The organism is Pseudomonas linyingensis (genome assembly GCF_900109175.1).
Taxonomy (GTDB): domain Bacteria; phylum Pseudomonadota; class Gammaproteobacteria; order Pseudomonadales; family Pseudomonadaceae; genus Geopseudomonas; species Geopseudomonas linyingensis.
In genome coordinates, this window is the sequence record NZ_FNZE01000012.1 from 92957 (window position 1) to 108529 (window position 15573).

Consider the following 15573-nt stretch of genomic DNA (forward strand, 5'->3'; position numbering starts at 1 on the left):
CAACTCGGCCGGCGCCTGTTGGAAGGCACGGGTCTGCCACAGGCGCAGGCCGCCGAGCAGGCTCAGCCAGGCCAGCAGGCCGCCGAGCAGGAGCGGGCTGTGCTGACCCCAGAGCAGGGTGACGCAACTCAGGCCGCCGAGCAGCATCAGCAGGGTGGGCAGGCGCGAGCCGCGGTACAGCTGGCGGGTCAGCGCCGCGTCGATCTGCGCGGCATAGTGCTGACGTACGTCCTCCGGCGCGATCACCGGCGGGGCGACATCAGACGAAAAGAGAAAGGTCATGAGTGCTGCTTGTCTTGTTGTTTTTGTATTGTCGTCCTGGACATGGCGCGGCTCACTCCCTGTGGCGAGTGGCCGGCACTTCCGGCCAGCGCAGAGTTTGCCCCGTCTTCGCGCCGACCGCTAGAATGCCATGATGCGCGAAGACCTATCCTTTCTGCTTAGTACTCTCAACGATGCCCAACGCCAGGCCGTCGCCGCTCCACTCGGCCGCCAGCTGGTGCTGGCCGGTGCCGGCTCGGGCAAGACCCGCGTGCTGGTGCATCGCATCGCCTGGCTGATCGAGGTGGAGAATGCGCCGGCGCATTCGATCCTCTCGGTCACCTTCACCAACAAGGCCGCCGCCGAGATGCGTGCGCGCATCGAGCAGCTGCTCGGCATCAGCCCGGCCGGCATGTGGGTGGGCACCTTCCACGGCCTGGCCCACCGCCTGCTGCGCGCCCACTGGCAGGAGGCGGGCCTGGCGGAGAACTTCCAGATCCTCGACTCCGACGACCAGCAGCGCCTGGTCAAGCGGGTGATCCGCGAGCTGGGCCTCGACGACAACAAGTGGCCGGCGCGCCAGGCACAGTGGTTCATCAACGGCCAGAAGGACGAGGGCATCCGCCCGCAGCACATCCAGCCGGCCGGCGACCACTACCTGACCACCATGCTGCAGATCTACAGCGCCTACGAGGCCGCCTGCCGGCGCGCCGGGGCGATCGACTTCGCCGAGCTGCTGCTGCGCGCGCTGGACCTGTGGCGCGACCAGCCCGGCCTGCTCGAGCACTACCAGCGGCGCTTCCGGCATATTCTGGTCGACGAGTTCCAGGACACCAACGCCGTGCAGTACGCCTGGCTGCGCCTGCTCGGCCAGGGTGGATCGAGCCTGATGGTGGTCGGCGACGACGACCAGTCGATCTACGGCTGGCGCGGCGCGCGGATCGAGAACATCCAGCAGTTCGGCCGCGACTTCGCCGACGCCGAAACCATCCGCCTGGAGCAGAACTACCGCTCCACCGCGCGCATCCTCAAGGCCGCCAACGCGCTGATCGCCAACAACCAGGGCCGCCTGGGCAAGGAACTGTGGACCGAGGGCCACGAGGGCGATCCGCTGGCGCTGTACGCCGCGTTCAACGAGTACGACGAGGCGCGCTACGTGGTCGAGAGCATCGTCGACGCGGTGCGCAAGGACGGCCTCAAGCGCAGCGAGATCGCCATCCTCTACCGCTCCAACGCCCAGTCGCGGGTGCTCGAGGAGTCCTTGCTGCGCGAGAAGGTGCCCTACCGCATCTACGGCGGCCAGCGCTTCTTCGAGCGCGCCGAGATCAAGAACGCCATGGCCTACCTGCGCCTGGTGCGCGAGCGCGAGGACGACGCGGCGCTGGAGCGGGTGCTCAACCTGCCGCCGCGCGGCATCGGCGAGAAGACCGTGGAGACCCTGCGCGAGATCGCCCGCAGTGAGAACCTGTCGTTGTGGCGCGCGCTGCACCAGGCGGTTGGCAACAAGCTGGTGCCCGGCCGCGCCGCCGGCGCGCTGAACGCCTTCGTCGAGCTGATCGACACCCTCGCCCTGCGCGTCGAGGAGATGCCGCTGCACCTGCAGACCCAGACGGTGATCGAGCAGTCCGGGCTGATTCCCTTCCACCTCGCCGAAAAGGGCGAGAAGGGCCAGACCCGCATCGACAACCTCGAGGAACTGGTCAGCGCCGCGCGCGCGTTCGAGACCACCGAGGAGGAGCTGTCGCCGCTGGCCGCGTTCATCGACCACGCCGCGCTGGAAGCCGGCGACACCCAGGCCGACGTCGACGAGGACAGCGTGCAGCTGATGACCCTGCACAGCGCCAAGGGCCTGGAGTTCCCGCTGGTGTTCCTGGTCGGCATGGAGGAAGGCCTGTTCCCCCACAAGATGAGCATGGAGGAGCCCGGCCGCCTCGAGGAGGAGCGCCGTCTCGCCTACGTCGGCCTGACCCGCGCCATGCAGCGCCTGGTGCTGACCTACGCCGAGACGCGCCGCCTGTACGGCAGCGAGACCTACAACAAGGTGTCGCGCTTCGTCCGCGAGATTCCGCCGGGACTGATCCACGAGGTGCGCCTGGCCAACGCGGTCAGCCGGCCGTATACCGGCAACCGCAGCGTGGCCAGCCCGTTCGCCGGCGCCAGCGTGCCGGAAACCGCCTTCGCCCTCGGCCAGCAGGTGCGCCACAGCCTGTTCGGCGAAGGGGTGATCCTCAACTATGAAGGCTCCGGCGCCCAGGCGCGGGTGCAGGTGAACTTCGCCAGCGAAGGCACCAAGTGGCTGATGCTGTCCTACGCCAAGCTGGAAGCGCTGTAGCCGGCGCTGTCGCTGGCTGCGCGTTCCAAACGACACAACAAAAAACGGCCGATTGCGGCCCCATCGAGCAATGGAGAACACCCGATGAATCGTCGCCAACTGTTCGGCGCTGCCGCAGCGCTGCTGGCTGCCATGGGCCTGACCGGCTGCAAGGAAGAAGCTGCCACAGCACAGAGCACCACCCAGCCGGCCGCTGCGCCGGCGCAGACCTTCACCTGGAAGATGGTCACCTCCTGGCCGAAGAACTACCCGGGCCTGGGCACCGGCGCCGAGGGCTTCGCCCAGCGGGTCAACGCCATGAGCGGCGGCCGCCTGACCATCAAGGTGTACGCCGGCGGCGAGCTGGTGCCGCCGCTGGAGGCGTTCGACGCCGTGTCCCAGGGCACCGCCGAGCTGGCCCACACCACCCCCTACTACTGGAAGGGCAAGACCGCCGCGGCGCAGTTCTTCACCGCCGTACCGTTCGGCCTGTCGACCATGGAAATGCACGCCTGGCTGACCCACGGCGGCGGCATGGCCCTGTGGCAGGAAGCCTACGCGCCGTTCGGCATCAAGCCGCTGGCCGCGGGCAACTCCGGCATGCAGATGGGCGGCTGGTTCAACAAGGAGATCAACAGCCTGGAAGACCTCAAGGGCCTGAAGATCCGCACCCCGGGCCTCGGCGCCGAGGTCTACAACCGTCTGGGCGCGACCACCGTCAACCTGCCCGGCGGCGAGGTGTTCACCGCCATGCAGACCGGCGTCATCGACGCCACCGACTGGGTCAGCCCATACAACGACCTGGCCTTCGGCATCCACAAGGCGGCCAAGTACTACTACGCCCCAGGCTGGCAGGAGCCGCAGGCGGTCATCGAACTGCTGATCAACCAGAAGGCCTGGGACAGCCTGCCGGCCGACCTCAAGGCGATCGTCGAGGAAGCCTCGCGCGGCTCCGTGCAGGTCATGCTCGAGGAGTACTCCTGGAACAACGCCAAGGCGCTGGCCGAGCTGAAGAAGCAGGGCGTGGTGATCAAGCGCTTCCCCGACGAAGTGCTGGCCGCCATGCGCCACGAGTCCGAGCAGGTGCTCGACCAGCTGGCTGCCCAGAGCGACCTGAACGGCCGCATCTGGTCGTCGATGAAGGCCTACCGCGAGCAGGCCGTCGAGATGAGCAAAATCTCCGAGAAAGAGCTGCACAACTGGCGCTGAGACCCGCCCGGCGGCGCAATCGTCCGTCCTGAGGTTGCCGTACGTCGGCGCCTGCCGCAGGGCGGGCCCGACATGCGGGCGTGCAACAGCCCGAAACAATCTGCAACTGGCCGCCTGCCCGCCGCTGGGCAAAGATGGTCCGCGTGAATTTCACAACCGAGAGCCCTCTCACATGCAACGATTTCTCAGCCTGGCCATGGCCCTGTGCCTCAGCCTGACTCTCAGCATTGATGCCTTCGCCGCCAAGCGCTTCGGCGGCGGCAAGTCGTTCGGCTCCGCGCCGACGCACCAGACCCAGCAGCGCCAGACCACCCAGGCGGCGCCGACGGCCACCGCCCCGACCGCCGGTGCCGCAGCCCGTCCGGCCAGCGGTGCTTCGCGCTGGCTCGGCCCGCTGGCCGGCATCGCCGCCGGCGGCCTGCTCGCCTCGATGTTCATGGGTGACGGCTTCGAGGGTTTCCAGTTTCTCGACTTCCTGATTCTCGGCCTGATCGCCTTCCTGGCCTTCCGTTTCTTCGCCTCGCGGCGCAAGGCCCAGGGCGCTACTCCGGCCTACGCCGGCATGGGCAACGCCCAGGCCTACCAGGCCCCGGCCCAGCCGCAGGTCGCTGCGGCGGCCAGTCCGGCCGCCAACACCGTGTTCGGTGGCGGCGCCGCGCAGCCGGCGCGCACCTTCAACGCCCCGGCCTGGTTCGACGAGCAGCGCTTCGTCGGCGTGGCCCGCGAGCACTTCCTCAACCTGCAGCAGCACTGGGACGCCGCGGAGATGGACAAGATCGCCGAGTTCGTCACCCCGCAGATGCTCGAGTTCCTCAAGCAGGAGCGCGCCAGCCTGGGCGACGGCTTCCAGTCCACCTACGTCGACCAGTTGCAGGTCAACCTGGACGGCATCGAGCAGCAGGGCGGCAAGACCATCGCCACCCTGACCTTCGACGGCGTGGCCAAGACCTCGCGTTTCGACCAGGGCGAAGCCTTCAGCGAAAGCTGGCGCATGGAGCGTGCCGACGGCGACAACCAGCCCTGGCTGGTCGCCGGTATCCGCCAGAACGGCTGATTGCGCAGCGCACGACCCACAAGAACGAGACAAGACCCGGGCCTGGCCCGGGTCTTGTCGTTTCAGGCATTCGCGGGGCGCGCGCCGTTGCGCTATAAAGCACCCCGCTTTGCCGTTCCCCATTACCCATCAAGAGGGCTGTTGCCGTGGAAGAAGTGATCGACCGACTGCACGAGCTGAACGAGCCGGTGCCGGTGCCGCTGGAACTACCGGACGAGGACATGCTGGTGGAAATCCAGGAGCAGATCCTCATCCACCTGCCCTTCGAGCTGCGCGAGTACCTGCTCAAGGCCAGCGATGTGGTCTACGGCCACCTGGAGCCGGTGACCGCCAGCGATCCGCACTCGCACACCTACCTGCCCGACGTCGCCTCCCGCGCCTGGCACGAGGGCCTGCCGCGCTATCTGGTGCCGCTGTGCGAGGACCGCGGCCGCTACTACGCGGTCGACCCGGAAGGCCAGGTGCTGCTGTGGGACGGCGAGATCGACGAGGACCAGAGCTGGGACTCGGTCTGGCACTGGATCGACGAGGTCTGGCTGGAAGGCGCCTGACGCGCCTCGACCGCGACGCCTTCGGCTGAAGCGACGCCGTTGTGGCGTCGTCCCCAGGCGAATGTCGCAAAGCCGACAGGCCGCCCCGCCGCTTGGCCAGCAACCGCCCGCCGCATCTGGCTTGCAGGCGGGTCGCCATCTTGGTATCGCTCTTGCAACGGCCTCTCCCAGGCCTACAGGAGCGTGCCCGTCCCATGTCGACCCAGACCCTGCCCGACCCCGCCGCAGCCCTCGCCGTGGTGCGCGACTACCACCAGCGCACCAAGCACCGCTTCGCCGCCTACGCCCACGGCCCGGGCACCCTCGACTGGGACGCGCAGCCGGCGCCGTTCCGCCATTTCGACGGTGCGGCGCAGATCGCCCTGCCGCGCCTCGCCGCGCTGGCGCCCGGCAGCGTCCTGTACGCGGCGCTGCAACGGCCGTTCGCCGCGCTGGACGACCCCCTGCCGCCGCTGCCGGTGGACCTGGCGAGCATCGGCGCCCTGCTGCAGCTGTCGCTCGGCCTCACCGCCTGGAAGAGTTACGGCCCGGACCGCTGGGCGCTGCGCGCCAACCCCTCCAGCGGCAACCTGCACCCCATCGAGGCCTACCTGCTGCTCGGCGGGATCGACGGCCTGGTCGACGGCCTCTACCACTACCGCCCGGAAAGCCACGCCCTCGAGCTGCGCGCCAGTCACGCGACCACCGGCGGCGGCCCGCGTCTGGCCGTGCTGCTCACCTCGGTGATGTGGCGCGAGGCCTGGAAGTACGGCGAACGCGCCTTCCGCTACTGCCAGCTCGATACCGGCCACGCCGCCGGCGCCCTGCGCTACGCCGCTGCCGCGCTGGGCTGGACGTTGGCCGAACAGCCGCAGGTCGGCAGCGGCAGTCTGGCGCAGCTGGCCGGCATCGACCGCCTGGCCGAGTTCCCCGCCCGCAAGCGCGCCGAGACCGAAGTGGAGGAAGCCGAGATCCTTCTCGCCGTCGGCCTGACCGGCGCGCCGCCGACGCCGCTGGCCGCCGCCGAACTGCAGGCGCTGGCCGCCAGCGCGCAGTGGCATGGCGTCGCCTCGAGCATCGACCGCCACCCGCTGTACCACTGGCCGCTGATCGCCGAGGTGGCCGCCGCCAGCCGCGGCGAGGATGGCGCTGTGCCGCCCGCCGCCGTGCTGGCACCGCCGCGTCCGCGCGCGCCGGGCGAGGCCGCCCAGCCGCTGCAGCCGCTGATCCTCGGACGGCGCAGCGCCCAGCGCTTCGACCATCAGCACCGCATGACGCTCGCCCAGTTCACCGCCCTGCTCGCCCGCCTGCAGCCCGCCGCCGGCGTGCCCTGGGACGTGTGCGCCGCCACCCCGCGTGCGGCGCTGCTGCTGTTCGTCAACCGGGTCGAGGGCTTGGTGCCCGGCCTCTACCTGCTGCCGCGCAGCGAGGCGCAGCTGTCCGCCCTGCGTCCGCAGTTGGCCGAGCGCTTCCGCCTGTGGCCGATCCCCGGCATCGAGTCCCTGCTGCAGCTCGCCGCGCTGGAGCCGCTCGCCCTGGCGCGCATCGCCCGCGCCCTGCACTGCCACCAGGAGCTGGCGTCCACCGCCTGCTTCGCCGTCGGCATGCTCTGCGAGTTCGACGCCGCCCTGGCCGCCGGTCCCGCCGCCTACCGCGCGCTGCACCGCGAAGCCGGGCTGATCGGCCAGGCGCTCTACCTGGAGGCCGAAGTCCACGGCCTGCGCGGTACCGGTATCGGCTGCTTCTTCGACGACCCGGTGCACGAACTGCTCGGCCTCGCCGGCACGGCCTGGCAGAGCCTCTACCACTTCACCGTCGGCCGGGCGCTGGACGATGCGCGCATCGAAACCGCGCCGGCCTACCCCGACTGACCCCTCTGCGGAGATTTCCCATGACCACAGCCGAACGCGTGCCCTTCCAATGCCTCGCTGCCGACGCAGCCGCGGCGCTGATCCGCGCCGAGCCGGACCTCAAGCTGTTCGACGTGCGCGACCTGCAGAGCTACCAGCAGGAGCACCTCGACGGTGCCATGCACCTCAGCGAGGACCGCGTGCCGCTGTGGGTCGGCCGCCTGCCCAGGGAGGCGCCGCTGCTGGTCTACTGCTACCACGGCAACGCCAGCAAGACCTTCGCGCAGATGTTCAGCGACTTCCGCTTCGCCCGCGTGTACAGCGTCGACGGCGGCTTCCGGCCGCTGGCCAACGCCCTGGCCGCGCCCGCGGGGGAAGAGGCACCGAGCGATGCGCTCAGCTCCGCACTGAGCGCCTTTCTCGCCGACTGGGAATACCCGGCCGGCGACCTCGACGCCGGTGGCCCCCACGGACTGACCCTGCTGATGCGCGCCGCCCTGCAGGGCGAGCGCGAGATCGTCCAGGAACTGCTGGCCCTCGGCGTCGACCTGCACGCGCGCAACGACGACGGCAACACCGCCCTGTGGCTGGCCTGCGTGTCGCGCGACGCCGGCCTGGTGCAGGACCTGATCGAAGCCGGTAGCGAGCTGGACAACCGCAACGACGCCGGCGCCACCGCGCTGATGTACACCGCCTCCAGCGACCGCCCGCAACTGCTCGAACTGCTGCTCGCCGCCGGCGCCGACCCGCAGCTGCGCAACTTCGACGACCTGCGCGCGGTGGAACTGGCCGCCTCCAGGGCCTGCCTGAAGCTGCTGCGCCATACGGCGGAGTGAGGCCGCGCTGAGCGAGGTCCCGAATGGCCACAAGGACGGCCGCGCCAGGCGTTTCGCCGTCTACGAGCTCAGCCCGCGGACCTGCCGCCGGGCTCGGTCCGCCGCTCGCCGTTCGGCATCCGCGCAGGACGAGAGGCCACTGCGCGAGCCGCTGGCGAGCACTGACCGGAAAATGTGACCATGCGGTCACGCGTCTGCGTCATTCTGAGCATCTCTCCCTTTATGGTCCGCCGCCCCCATGCACCCTTTGCGCACAACCCTGCACAACGAACTGCACTCGCGCCCGTCGATCTATTTCCGCGAGCCATCCCATGTCTATCACCTGGCTTTCGTCGATGCCGAGCAGGCCTGTGACGAACTGATCGGGCAGCTTGGCCAGTTGGCCAGCGACGTGCTGCCGGGCAACGGCATGCAGGGCCTGCTGCGCCTGGACGCCGCCACCCTGAAGTGGGAGCGCCACAGCGAGTTCTTCACCCTCACCCTGGTGCTGCCACGCCCCGCGCAGGGCGCGCCCTGGCCGCCGCTGCCCGAACCGTGGGCCGGGCTGATCGAGGCGCACCGGCCGCTGCTGATCAGCGCCGTTCAGGTGCTGGTGGAAGCCGAGCGGGACTGGGCGGGCGCGGCCACTGCCTATGGTTTCAAGGATCCCGCCGGCTCCCATCTGGGCGATGGTGACGCCACCGCCTGGTCGGACTTTCGCCTCGACGACAACGGCGTCAACCGCATCCTGCTGGTCAATCGCCGGCTCAATGCCTACCGCCTGGGGCGCATAATCCGGCGCCTGCTGGAGATCGAGACCTACCGCATGATGGCCTCGCTGACCCTGCCGGTGGCGCAGGAGGTCAGCCTGCAACTGAAGGACTACGACCGCGAACTGGCCAGCCTGTCCGACCGCAATGCCGAGGGCAGCGACAGCGCCAAGGTGCTCTCCGCCGCCATCGCCCAGCTGTCCGCGCGCATCGTCAGTTGCTCCGTGCGCACCCGCCAGCGCTTCGGCGCCACCGCCGCCTATGCGCAGATCGTTTTCGAGCGCATCGCCGAGCTGCGCGAAGGCCATGTCGACGACTGCCAGCGTCTCGGCGTGTTCATCGAGCGACGCTTCCGCCCCACCGTGCGCTATTGCGCGGCCACCGACCAGCGCCTGGAGCGCCTCGGCCAGAGCGTGGCCAACCTCGGTGACCTGCTGCAGGCACGGGTACAGGTGGAAGTGGAGGAGCAGAACTCGGCCATCCTGCACAGCCTGAACGCCCGCGCCGATACGCAGATCCGCATCCAGAAGGCGGTCGAGGGCCTGTCGATCATCGCCATCAGCTACTACCTGCTGAGCCTGTTCAAGCTGCTGTATCAGGGGCTGCACGGACTCGGTCTGGACATCTCGGTACGCAGCGCGATGCTCGGCATGGGCCCGCTGGCCTTGCTGATCCTGCTCGGCATCATGCGGCGCATCCGCCAGGCCAGGCAGCACTGAGAAAGTTTCTGCCCCTCGTCACAAGGCCGGGCGCGGTCAGCGCCCTACCCCGCGCCGCCGGCCATCTCGCCGTGCGGCACGGCATGCCGCCTGACCGCCCAGGTCACTCCGCCGATCAGCAGGCCGATGGCCAGGGTTTCCAGCAGGGTCGGCAGGCGCTGCAGGTAGAGGAAGCCGTAGAGCAGGGAGAACAGGGTCTCGAAGACGATCAGCTGCCCGGTCAGGGTCAGCGGCAGGCGCCGCGAGGCGGCGTTCCACAGTAGGTTGGCGAGCCAGGAGCCGAGCACCGCGGAGCTCAGGCTGAGCAGCCAGAAGGCCGTCCAGCGCTGCTCGCTGGCCTCGACCCGCAGGCTGTCGGGCAGCAGCAGGGCGGCGCCCAGCCACAGCAGCGCGGCGAGCAGGCCGGTGACGATGCCCCACAGCGTCGACCACTCGCCGCTGTCGAAGCGGCTCTGCTTGAGGCAGCGGGCATTGGCGGCGGCGAACCAGGTCCAGCAGCCCAGCGCGGCGAAGGCGCAGGCGATGCCGAGCAGGCGCTCGCCGAGCGGGCGCTGCGGCGCGGGGTCGAACAGTAGGGTTTCCAGGTTGATGCAGGCGATACCGACCACCACCAGCAGCAGCGGCACGGCCAGGCGCCTGAGCGGCACGGCGCCGGCGTCGCGGCGGCCGAGCAGGGTGACGGTCACCGGCACCACGCCGACAATCAGCGCCGCGCTGGCCACCCCGGCGAGCTGGATGGCGCTGGCCAGCAGCAGGTAGTAGACGATGTTGCCGGTGAGGGCGAGCTGCACCAGCTTGAGCGTGTCGTCGATGGTCAGCCGGCGCAGCAGGCGCGGCGCCACCGGCAGGGCGATCAGCAGGGAGACCAGGCCGTACAGGCTGTAGCGCGCGCAGCTGAGCAGCAGCGGGCTGAATTCCGGCAGCAGGCTGGGGGCCAGGATGACCAGCCCCCAGGTCGCGCCCGCCATGCCTCCGTAGACTACACCGCGTTTCATTCCAGCCACCCCCAGTTGTCGAGGCGGCCAAGAATAGGCAGCGGGACGGCACTCCACAAAAGATAAATCGGCACAGGTCCATTCCTGTCTGGAATGGCTTTGGCGATCATCGGGGCTCCCCCTGTCCCCATCCCCGGAGGTCCCCGTGAGCCGCTACGCCCGCCATCTGCCACCGCTGGAAACCCTGATCGCCTTCGAGGCGGTGGGCCGCAACGGCAGCTTCACCCGCGCCGCCACTGAGCTGTACTTGACCCAGAGCGCGGTGAGCAAGCAGATCCGCGCCCTCGAGGACAGCCTCGGCGTCGCCCTGTTCGAGCGCCAGGCCCGCGGCATCCGCCTGACCGCGGCGGGCGCGGCCTTCTACGCCGAGGTCGGTGTCGCCCTGGAGCGGCTGCAGGGCGCCGCGACGCGCATCCGCGCCGCCCACCAGAGCAACAGCGTCAGCGTGCTGTGCACCCACGCGGTGGCGCAGTTCTGGCTGTTCCCCCACCTGCTCAGCTTCAACCGCGCGCACCCGGCGATCACCGTGAACCTGCACGCCAGCAACGAGATCGACGAATCCCGGGTGGCCGACCACGACTTCGGCATTCTCTACGGCGCGGGGCGCTGGTCGTCGTTGAGTGCCGAGCTGCTGTTCCCCGAGATCGTCTATCCGCTGGCCAGCGCCCGCCTGCAGACCGCGCCGGTCGGCACGCCCGCGGAGGTGGCGGCGCTGCCGCTGATCGAGCTCGACGCCTCGGCGTGGAACTGCATCGACTGGCGCGACTGGTTCCGCCACTTTGGCCTCGAGCACATTCCGGCCGAGGACGCGCCGACCTTCAACCAGGTGACCCTGGCCTTCAAGGCCATCGAGCAGGGCCTGGGCGTCGGCCTCGGCTGGGAGTTCATGGCCCGCGACGGCATCGCGCGCGGCGAGCTGAAGCGGGTCGGCGCCTTCGCGTTCGTCACCGGCAACGCCGACTACCTGGTCCACCCGCGGCACAAGCCGCTGTCGGCGGCGGCGGCGACCTTTCGCGACTGGCTGCTGGGCCAGACGCCGGCCTGATCGGCGCGCTGACCCCGACGGCGCAAGGGCGCCTGTCTCGACGCTGGCCGCCGCTGCGGCCTATGATCCGCGCCCGTTCCGTCGCCAAGCGCACTATCCATGCCCTACCTGTTGATCGTCACCCTGCTCTGGGCCTTCTCCTTCAGCCTGATCGGCGAATACCTGGCCGGCCAGGTGGACAGCGACTTCGCCGTGCTGGCGCGGGTACTGGTCGCCGCCCTGGTGTTCCTGCCGTTCACCGTCTGGCGCGGCCTGCCGGTGCGGCTGCTGGCCGGCTTCTGGCTGGCCGGGGCGCTGCAGTTCGGCATCACCTACCTGTGCCTGTACCGCAGCTTCACCGTGCTGACGGTGCCCGAGGTGCTGTTGTTCACCGTGCTCACGCCGATCTACGTGACCCTGCTCGACGACGCTCTGGCGCGGCGCTTCAACCCCTGGGCGCTGTTCGCCGCCGTGGTGGCGGTGGGCGGCGGGGCGATCATCCGCTTCAAGCCGCTGGAGGGCGACTACCTGCTCGGCTTCCTGCTGCTGCAGGTCGCCAACGCCACCTTCGCCGCCGGCCAGGTGCTGTGCCGCCAGCTGCTGGCGCGCTATCCGGTAGAGCAGCCGCTGCATCGCTACTTCGGCCACTTCTTCCTCGGCGCACTGGTGCTGGCGCTGCCCTCGTTCCTGCTGTTCGGCAACCCGGCCAAGCTGCCGCACACCGCCGTGCAGTGGGGCGTGCTGCTGTGGATGGGCCTGTTCGCCACCGCGCTGGGCATGTTCTGGTGGGTCAAGGGCAGCACGCGGGTGAACGCCGGCACCCTGGCGGTGCTCAACGAGCTGCACGTGCCGGCCGGCCTGCTGGTCAATCTGCTGATCTGGAACCGCGACGCCGACCTGCCACGCCTGGCCGCCGGCGGCGCGGTGATCCTCGCCTCGCTGTGGTTGTGCCGGCTGGGACGGCGGCGCTGGAGCGCTCCCAGTCCGGCCTAGCTAGCCGCCGAAGCGCGCCGGCACCAGCCGGCGCAGCTGCCGGCCCACCACGGCGCGAAAGCGTGCGTTGTGGATGCACACGCCGCCGGCCAGGCCGACCAGGCAGCCCAGCACGGTATCGAAGAAGCGCGCCTCGATCAGCGCGGCGACCGGCCCCTGGCCGAGGGTGGCGGCCTCGGCGAGGAGGATGGTCATCGGTGTGATGAAGATCACCGCGAAACCGTAGTGGCGCACCACCGCGGTCTCCACCACGAAGGCCAGCAGCATCATCGTCAGGGTGATGCTCCAGGGCTCGAGCGGCAGCAGGAGCAGCCCCCAGGCGACCAGCAGGCCGATGGCGGTGCCGAGCAGACGGTGCAGCTGCTTGTTCCATACCGCCTGCAGCGAGGCGCCCTGGATCACCGCCAGGCAGCTGACCGGTACCCAGTAGGCCTTCTCCAGCTGCAGGAGCTGGGCGATGGCCAGTGACAGGCCGACGAACAGGCCGATCACCACCGAGTCGAACACCACGAAGTCGAAGGTCGGCACCGGCAGCGGCGGTGCCGGATCGGGCTCGCGAGAGCGCAGGATGTAGGCGCTGTAGAAGAAGGCGATCAGGCAGGCCAGCAGCGCCCCCAAAGCCACCAGGCCGACCATCAGCGGCACCTGTTGCCATTCCAGCGGAGTGTAGGCGCCGAGCGACGCGGCCATGACGAAGAACAGGCTGCCGGGCACGCCCAAGCCGTAGAAGCGGCAGGCCATGCTCACCAGGATGGTGACGAACACCAGTGCCGGCATCTTCAGCAGCGGCACGAAGTGGCTCAGCAGCCCCAGCGCATAGCAGGCGATCATCGCGAAGGCCGCTGCCATCACCGTCAGCATGCGGTGGTACAGCGGCGTGCGCGGCGTGTAGAGGAACACCAGGCCGCCCAGCGCGGCCACCAGGCCGTAGTCCATGCGGCCGAGCAGCGTGCCGATCAGCAGCGGCAGGCCACTGGCCAGCGCCGCGGCGAAGGGCTTCTGCCAGGGCCGGTCGCTGGGGTTGACGGTCACCAGCTGGCGCCACTGCGCCTGCAGCAGTCTTTGCAGTTCAGTCCATTTGCCGTGCATCGCGCCTCCCCGTCCGCTGCCGCGCTATCCGCCCTGCCATCCTAAGCTCCGGCCAGCGCCGCGTCGCGGCAAATGCACGACGGCTCTCTGAATACGGCGGGTGGCACCCCGGCAGCGCGCCCTGGGCGCGGCACTCGACTGACGGAATGCAGCGGGCAGGTCGCTAGTTGGAGTAAAGCTCGAACTGCATGTTGGCGTAGTTGCTCGCCCCACTGAGGTCCGGGAACAGCGTCAGGTGGTTGATGTTCATCTGCTCGAGGCCGCGCAGGACGTCGATTCGTTCCGCGTTGGGCAGGTGGATCTTGCGGATGACCGCCCGGTTCGAGCCGGCGAACTCATGGGCGATCAGCGCTTCCAGCTCCTCGCCGGATTCCGAATAGGAGAACAGGCCGTTCTGGCCGAGCACCCGGGCATTCTCGTCGGAGTTCGGCGTGTAAAAGCGCACCATCTTCGCCAGATTGGGGCGCTCCTCCACTTCACGCTTGTTCAGCGACACGACGATGCGCTTGCGGGTGTCGTCCTTGTCGGTGTTGGCGAAGGCGAAGAACGCCGCGGTGTAGGGCGAGTGGGTCCAGTCGACCAGCGGCGTCAGCAGCTCGAAGTGCTGGCCCAGCGCCCACCACTCCAGCGGCTCGTCGTACTGCGGCGGATTGGCGCCACGCTTGCCGCGGATGGCCATCTTGAAGCGGTTGAGCTGCTCCTGACGCAGCTTGGCGGTCTTCGACTTGTCGGCGATCCGTCGGTCGATGGTCGACTCGAGCTTGTAGTAGTCCTTGCGATGGCCGCGATAGATCCAGCCGCAGCCGGGCGAGAAGGTTTCCTGCACGTAGTCGATGAAGAAGTTCCACTTGCGGATGTGGATCTCCTCGATGCCGTCGCGGACTCGGCCGGATGTCCAGCGGGGTTGCGTTCCCTTGTTCATGTTCGAAAAACCTGTTGGCTGGGTACTGCACCGGGAGCGAACCGCGCGGGCTCGCTCCCGGTTCGGTTACGCGGGGTGAGCGGCGGCGCCGTGCTGGGTGAACACCAGCGCCTTGAGGCCGCTGTCGGGGTGGATATCGGCGAACTCGGGCGGGTTTTCCAGGCGCTCGACAAAGAGCAGGCTGGGCGCCTCGCTGGCCATGCCGTCGATCAGGAAGTCGACGCCGATGGCCGGGTCGTTCACGCAGGCCAGTACCGTGCCGTCGGCGGTCAGCAGATCGGGCAGGCGGCGGAGGATCTTCTGGTAGTCCTTGGTCAGCGCAAAGCTGCCCTTCTGGAAGGACGGCGGATCGATGATGATCAGGTCGTAGGGACCGTACTTCTTCAGCTTGCCCCACGACTTGAACAGGTCATGGCCGAGGAAGCTCACCCGGTCGAGATCCTGGCCGTTCAGGCGGTGATTGTCGCGCCCGCGGTTCAGCGCCGCCTTGGCCATGTCCAGGTTGACCACCTGCTCGGCGCCGCCGGCCAGCGCCGCCACCGAAAAGCCGCAGGTATAGGCGAACAGGTTGAGCACCCGCTTGCCCTGCGCCTGCTCCTGCACCCAGCGGCGGCCGTAGCGCATGTCGAGGAACAGGCCGTTGTTCTGCTTCCTGCCGATATCCAGCTTGAAGCGCAGGCCATTCTCGCTGATCAGCCATTCGTCGATGGGCTCGCCGCGCAGGAACTCGGTGGTGCTCTCCGGCAGGTAGCGGTGCTGCAGCAACAGGGTGTGCGCCTGGCTGGCCTGCCAGGCCGGGGACTCGCTCAGGGCCATCAGCATCTGCTTCAGTGCGGCCAGCTCGGCCTCGCCCGGCTCGCGGAACAGCGCCACCAGCAGCACGCCCTGCAGCCAGTCCGCGGTGACATGTTCGAGCCCCGCCCAGCGCCGGCCGCGGCCGTGAAACAGGCGGCGGGTTTCGTCGGGCAGGGAACTCAGGGCGCAGATCAATTGCTCGTGCAGGGTGGCGATGGCTTGTGGATGCATGGCTC

The 15573-nt window shown here is 69.2% G+C and carries 13 protein-coding genes; 9 read left to right on the forward strand and 4 right to left on the reverse strand.

What is annotated here, in order from left to right:
* Nucleotides 1-415: 415 nt before the first annotated feature.
* The 7 genes from uvrD to BMZ19_RS15315 all read left to right on the forward strand — a co-directional run bounded on the left by uvrD (nt 416) and on the right by BMZ19_RS15315 (nt 9519).
* Nucleotides 416-2593 carry a DNA helicase II gene (gene uvrD / locus BMZ19_RS15285; protein WP_090312476.1) on the forward strand — a complete coding sequence of 726 codons (2178 nt, stop codon included), beginning with the start codon at nt 416-418 and terminating at the stop codon, nt 2591-2593.
* Nucleotides 2594-2677: 84 nt separating this feature from the next.
* The gene (locus BMZ19_RS15290) at nt 2678-3781 is read left to right on the forward strand and encodes a TRAP transporter substrate-binding protein (RefSeq protein WP_090312376.1); all 1104 of its coding nucleotides are present in this window, start codon (nt 2678-2680) and stop codon (nt 3779-3781) included.
* A 172-nt stretch (nt 3782-3953) separates the two neighbouring features.
* Entirely contained in the window at nt 3954-4835 is an 882-nt protein-coding gene (locus tag BMZ19_RS15295) for a Tim44 domain-containing protein (protein WP_090312378.1), read from the forward strand.
* Nucleotides 4836-4981: 146 nt separating this feature from the next.
* Nucleotides 4982-5386, forward strand: a complete 405-nt coding sequence (locus tag BMZ19_RS15300) for an SMI1/KNR4 family protein (RefSeq protein WP_090312380.1) — start codon at nt 4982-4984, stop codon at nt 5384-5386.
* A 194-nt stretch (nt 5387-5580) separates the two neighbouring features.
* Nucleotides 5581-7236, forward strand: coding sequence for a SagB family peptide dehydrogenase (locus BMZ19_RS15305; protein ID WP_090312383.1), 1656 nt, complete (start codon nt 5581-5583; stop codon nt 7234-7236).
* 20 nt (nt 7237-7256) lie between these two features.
* The gene (locus tag BMZ19_RS15310) at nt 7257-8051 is read left to right on the forward strand and encodes an ankyrin repeat domain-containing protein (RefSeq protein WP_090312384.1); all 795 of its coding nucleotides are present in this window, start codon (nt 7257-7259) and stop codon (nt 8049-8051) included.
* A gap of 238 nt (nt 8052-8289) precedes the next feature.
* Complete coding sequence (locus tag BMZ19_RS15315) at nt 8290-9519, forward strand: DUF3422 domain-containing protein (RefSeq protein ID WP_090312386.1); 1230 nt, start codon at nt 8290-8292, stop codon at nt 9517-9519.
* A gap of 44 nt (nt 9520-9563) precedes the next feature.
* Here the strand turns inward: BMZ19_RS15315 and BMZ19_RS15320 are convergent, their stop codons facing one another.
* Nucleotides 9564-10514, reverse strand: coding sequence for a DMT family transporter (locus tag BMZ19_RS15320; protein ID WP_090312387.1), 951 nt, complete (start codon nt 10512-10514; stop codon nt 9564-9566).
* A 145-nt stretch (nt 10515-10659) separates the two neighbouring features.
* Here BMZ19_RS15320 and BMZ19_RS15325 point away from each other — a divergent pair, with 145 nt between their 5' ends.
* Together BMZ19_RS15325 and BMZ19_RS15330 are read left to right on the forward strand one after the other, a co-directional pair.
* On the forward strand, nt 10660-11559 hold the full coding sequence (locus BMZ19_RS15325) for a LysR substrate-binding domain-containing protein (protein WP_090312389.1): 900 nt from the start codon (nt 10660-10662) through the stop codon (nt 11557-11559).
* Nucleotides 11560-11658: 99 nt separating this feature from the next.
* Nucleotides 11659-12531 (forward strand): carboxylate/amino acid/amine transporter, encoded by an 873-nt coding sequence (locus BMZ19_RS15330; RefSeq protein WP_090312390.1) that lies wholly within the window; start codon nt 11659-11661, stop codon nt 12529-12531.
* Here the strand turns inward: BMZ19_RS15330 and BMZ19_RS15335 are convergent, their stop codons facing one another.
* From BMZ19_RS15335 to BMZ19_RS15345, 3 genes are all read right to left on the reverse strand, one after another.
* Complete coding sequence (locus BMZ19_RS15335) at nt 12532-13620, reverse strand: FUSC family protein (RefSeq protein ID WP_090312392.1); 1089 nt, start codon at nt 13618-13620, stop codon at nt 12532-12534.
* Between the two features lie 163 nt (nt 13621-13783).
* Nucleotides 13784-14542: an FRG domain-containing protein gene (locus BMZ19_RS15340; RefSeq protein ID WP_090312394.1), complete on the reverse strand. Its 759-nt coding sequence runs from the start codon at nt 14540-14542 to the stop codon at nt 13784-13786.
* Nucleotides 14543-14608: 66 nt separating this feature from the next.
* Nucleotides 14609-15568: a class I SAM-dependent methyltransferase gene (locus BMZ19_RS15345; RefSeq protein WP_090312396.1), complete on the reverse strand. Its 960-nt coding sequence runs from the start codon at nt 15566-15568 to the stop codon at nt 14609-14611.
* Nucleotides 15569-15573 lie beyond the last annotated feature (5 nt).

Bases quoted from the DNA above. Each gene is read 5' to 3' on its own strand.
- uvrD (WP_090312476.1), top strand. From the start codon at position 416: ATGCGCGAAGACCTATCCTTTCTGCTTAGTACTCTCAACGATGCCCAA.
- BMZ19_RS15290 (WP_090312376.1), top strand. From the start codon at position 2,678: ATGAATCGTCGCCAACTGTTCGGCGCTGCCGCAGCGCTGCTGGCTGCC.
- BMZ19_RS15295 (WP_090312378.1), top strand. From the start codon at position 3,954: ATGCAACGATTTCTCAGCCTGGCCATGGCCCTGTGCCTCAGCCTGACT.
- BMZ19_RS15305 (WP_090312383.1), top strand. From the start codon at position 5,581: ATGTCGACCCAGACCCTGCCCGACCCCGCCGCAGCCCTCGCCGTGGTG.
- BMZ19_RS15310 (WP_090312384.1), top strand. From the start codon at position 7,257: ATGACCACAGCCGAACGCGTGCCCTTCCAATGCCTCGCTGCCGACGCA.
- BMZ19_RS15315 (WP_090312386.1), top strand. From the start codon at position 8,290: ATGCACCCTTTGCGCACAACCCTGCACAACGAACTGCACTCGCGCCCG.
- BMZ19_RS15320 (WP_090312387.1), bottom strand. From the start codon at position 10,514: ATGAAACGCGGTGTAGTCTACGGAGGCATGGCGGGCGCGACCTGGGGG.
- BMZ19_RS15330 (WP_090312390.1), top strand. From the start codon at position 11,659: ATGCCCTACCTGTTGATCGTCACCCTGCTCTGGGCCTTCTCCTTCAGC.
- BMZ19_RS15335 (WP_090312392.1), bottom strand. From the start codon at position 13,620: ATGCACGGCAAATGGACTGAACTGCAAAGACTGCTGCAGGCGCAGTGG.
- BMZ19_RS15340 (WP_090312394.1), bottom strand. From the start codon at position 14,542: ATGAACAAGGGAACGCAACCCCGCTGGACATCCGGCCGAGTCCGCGAC.
- BMZ19_RS15345 (WP_090312396.1), bottom strand. From the start codon at position 15,568: ATGCATCCACAAGCCATCGCCACCCTGCACGAGCAATTGATCTGCGCC.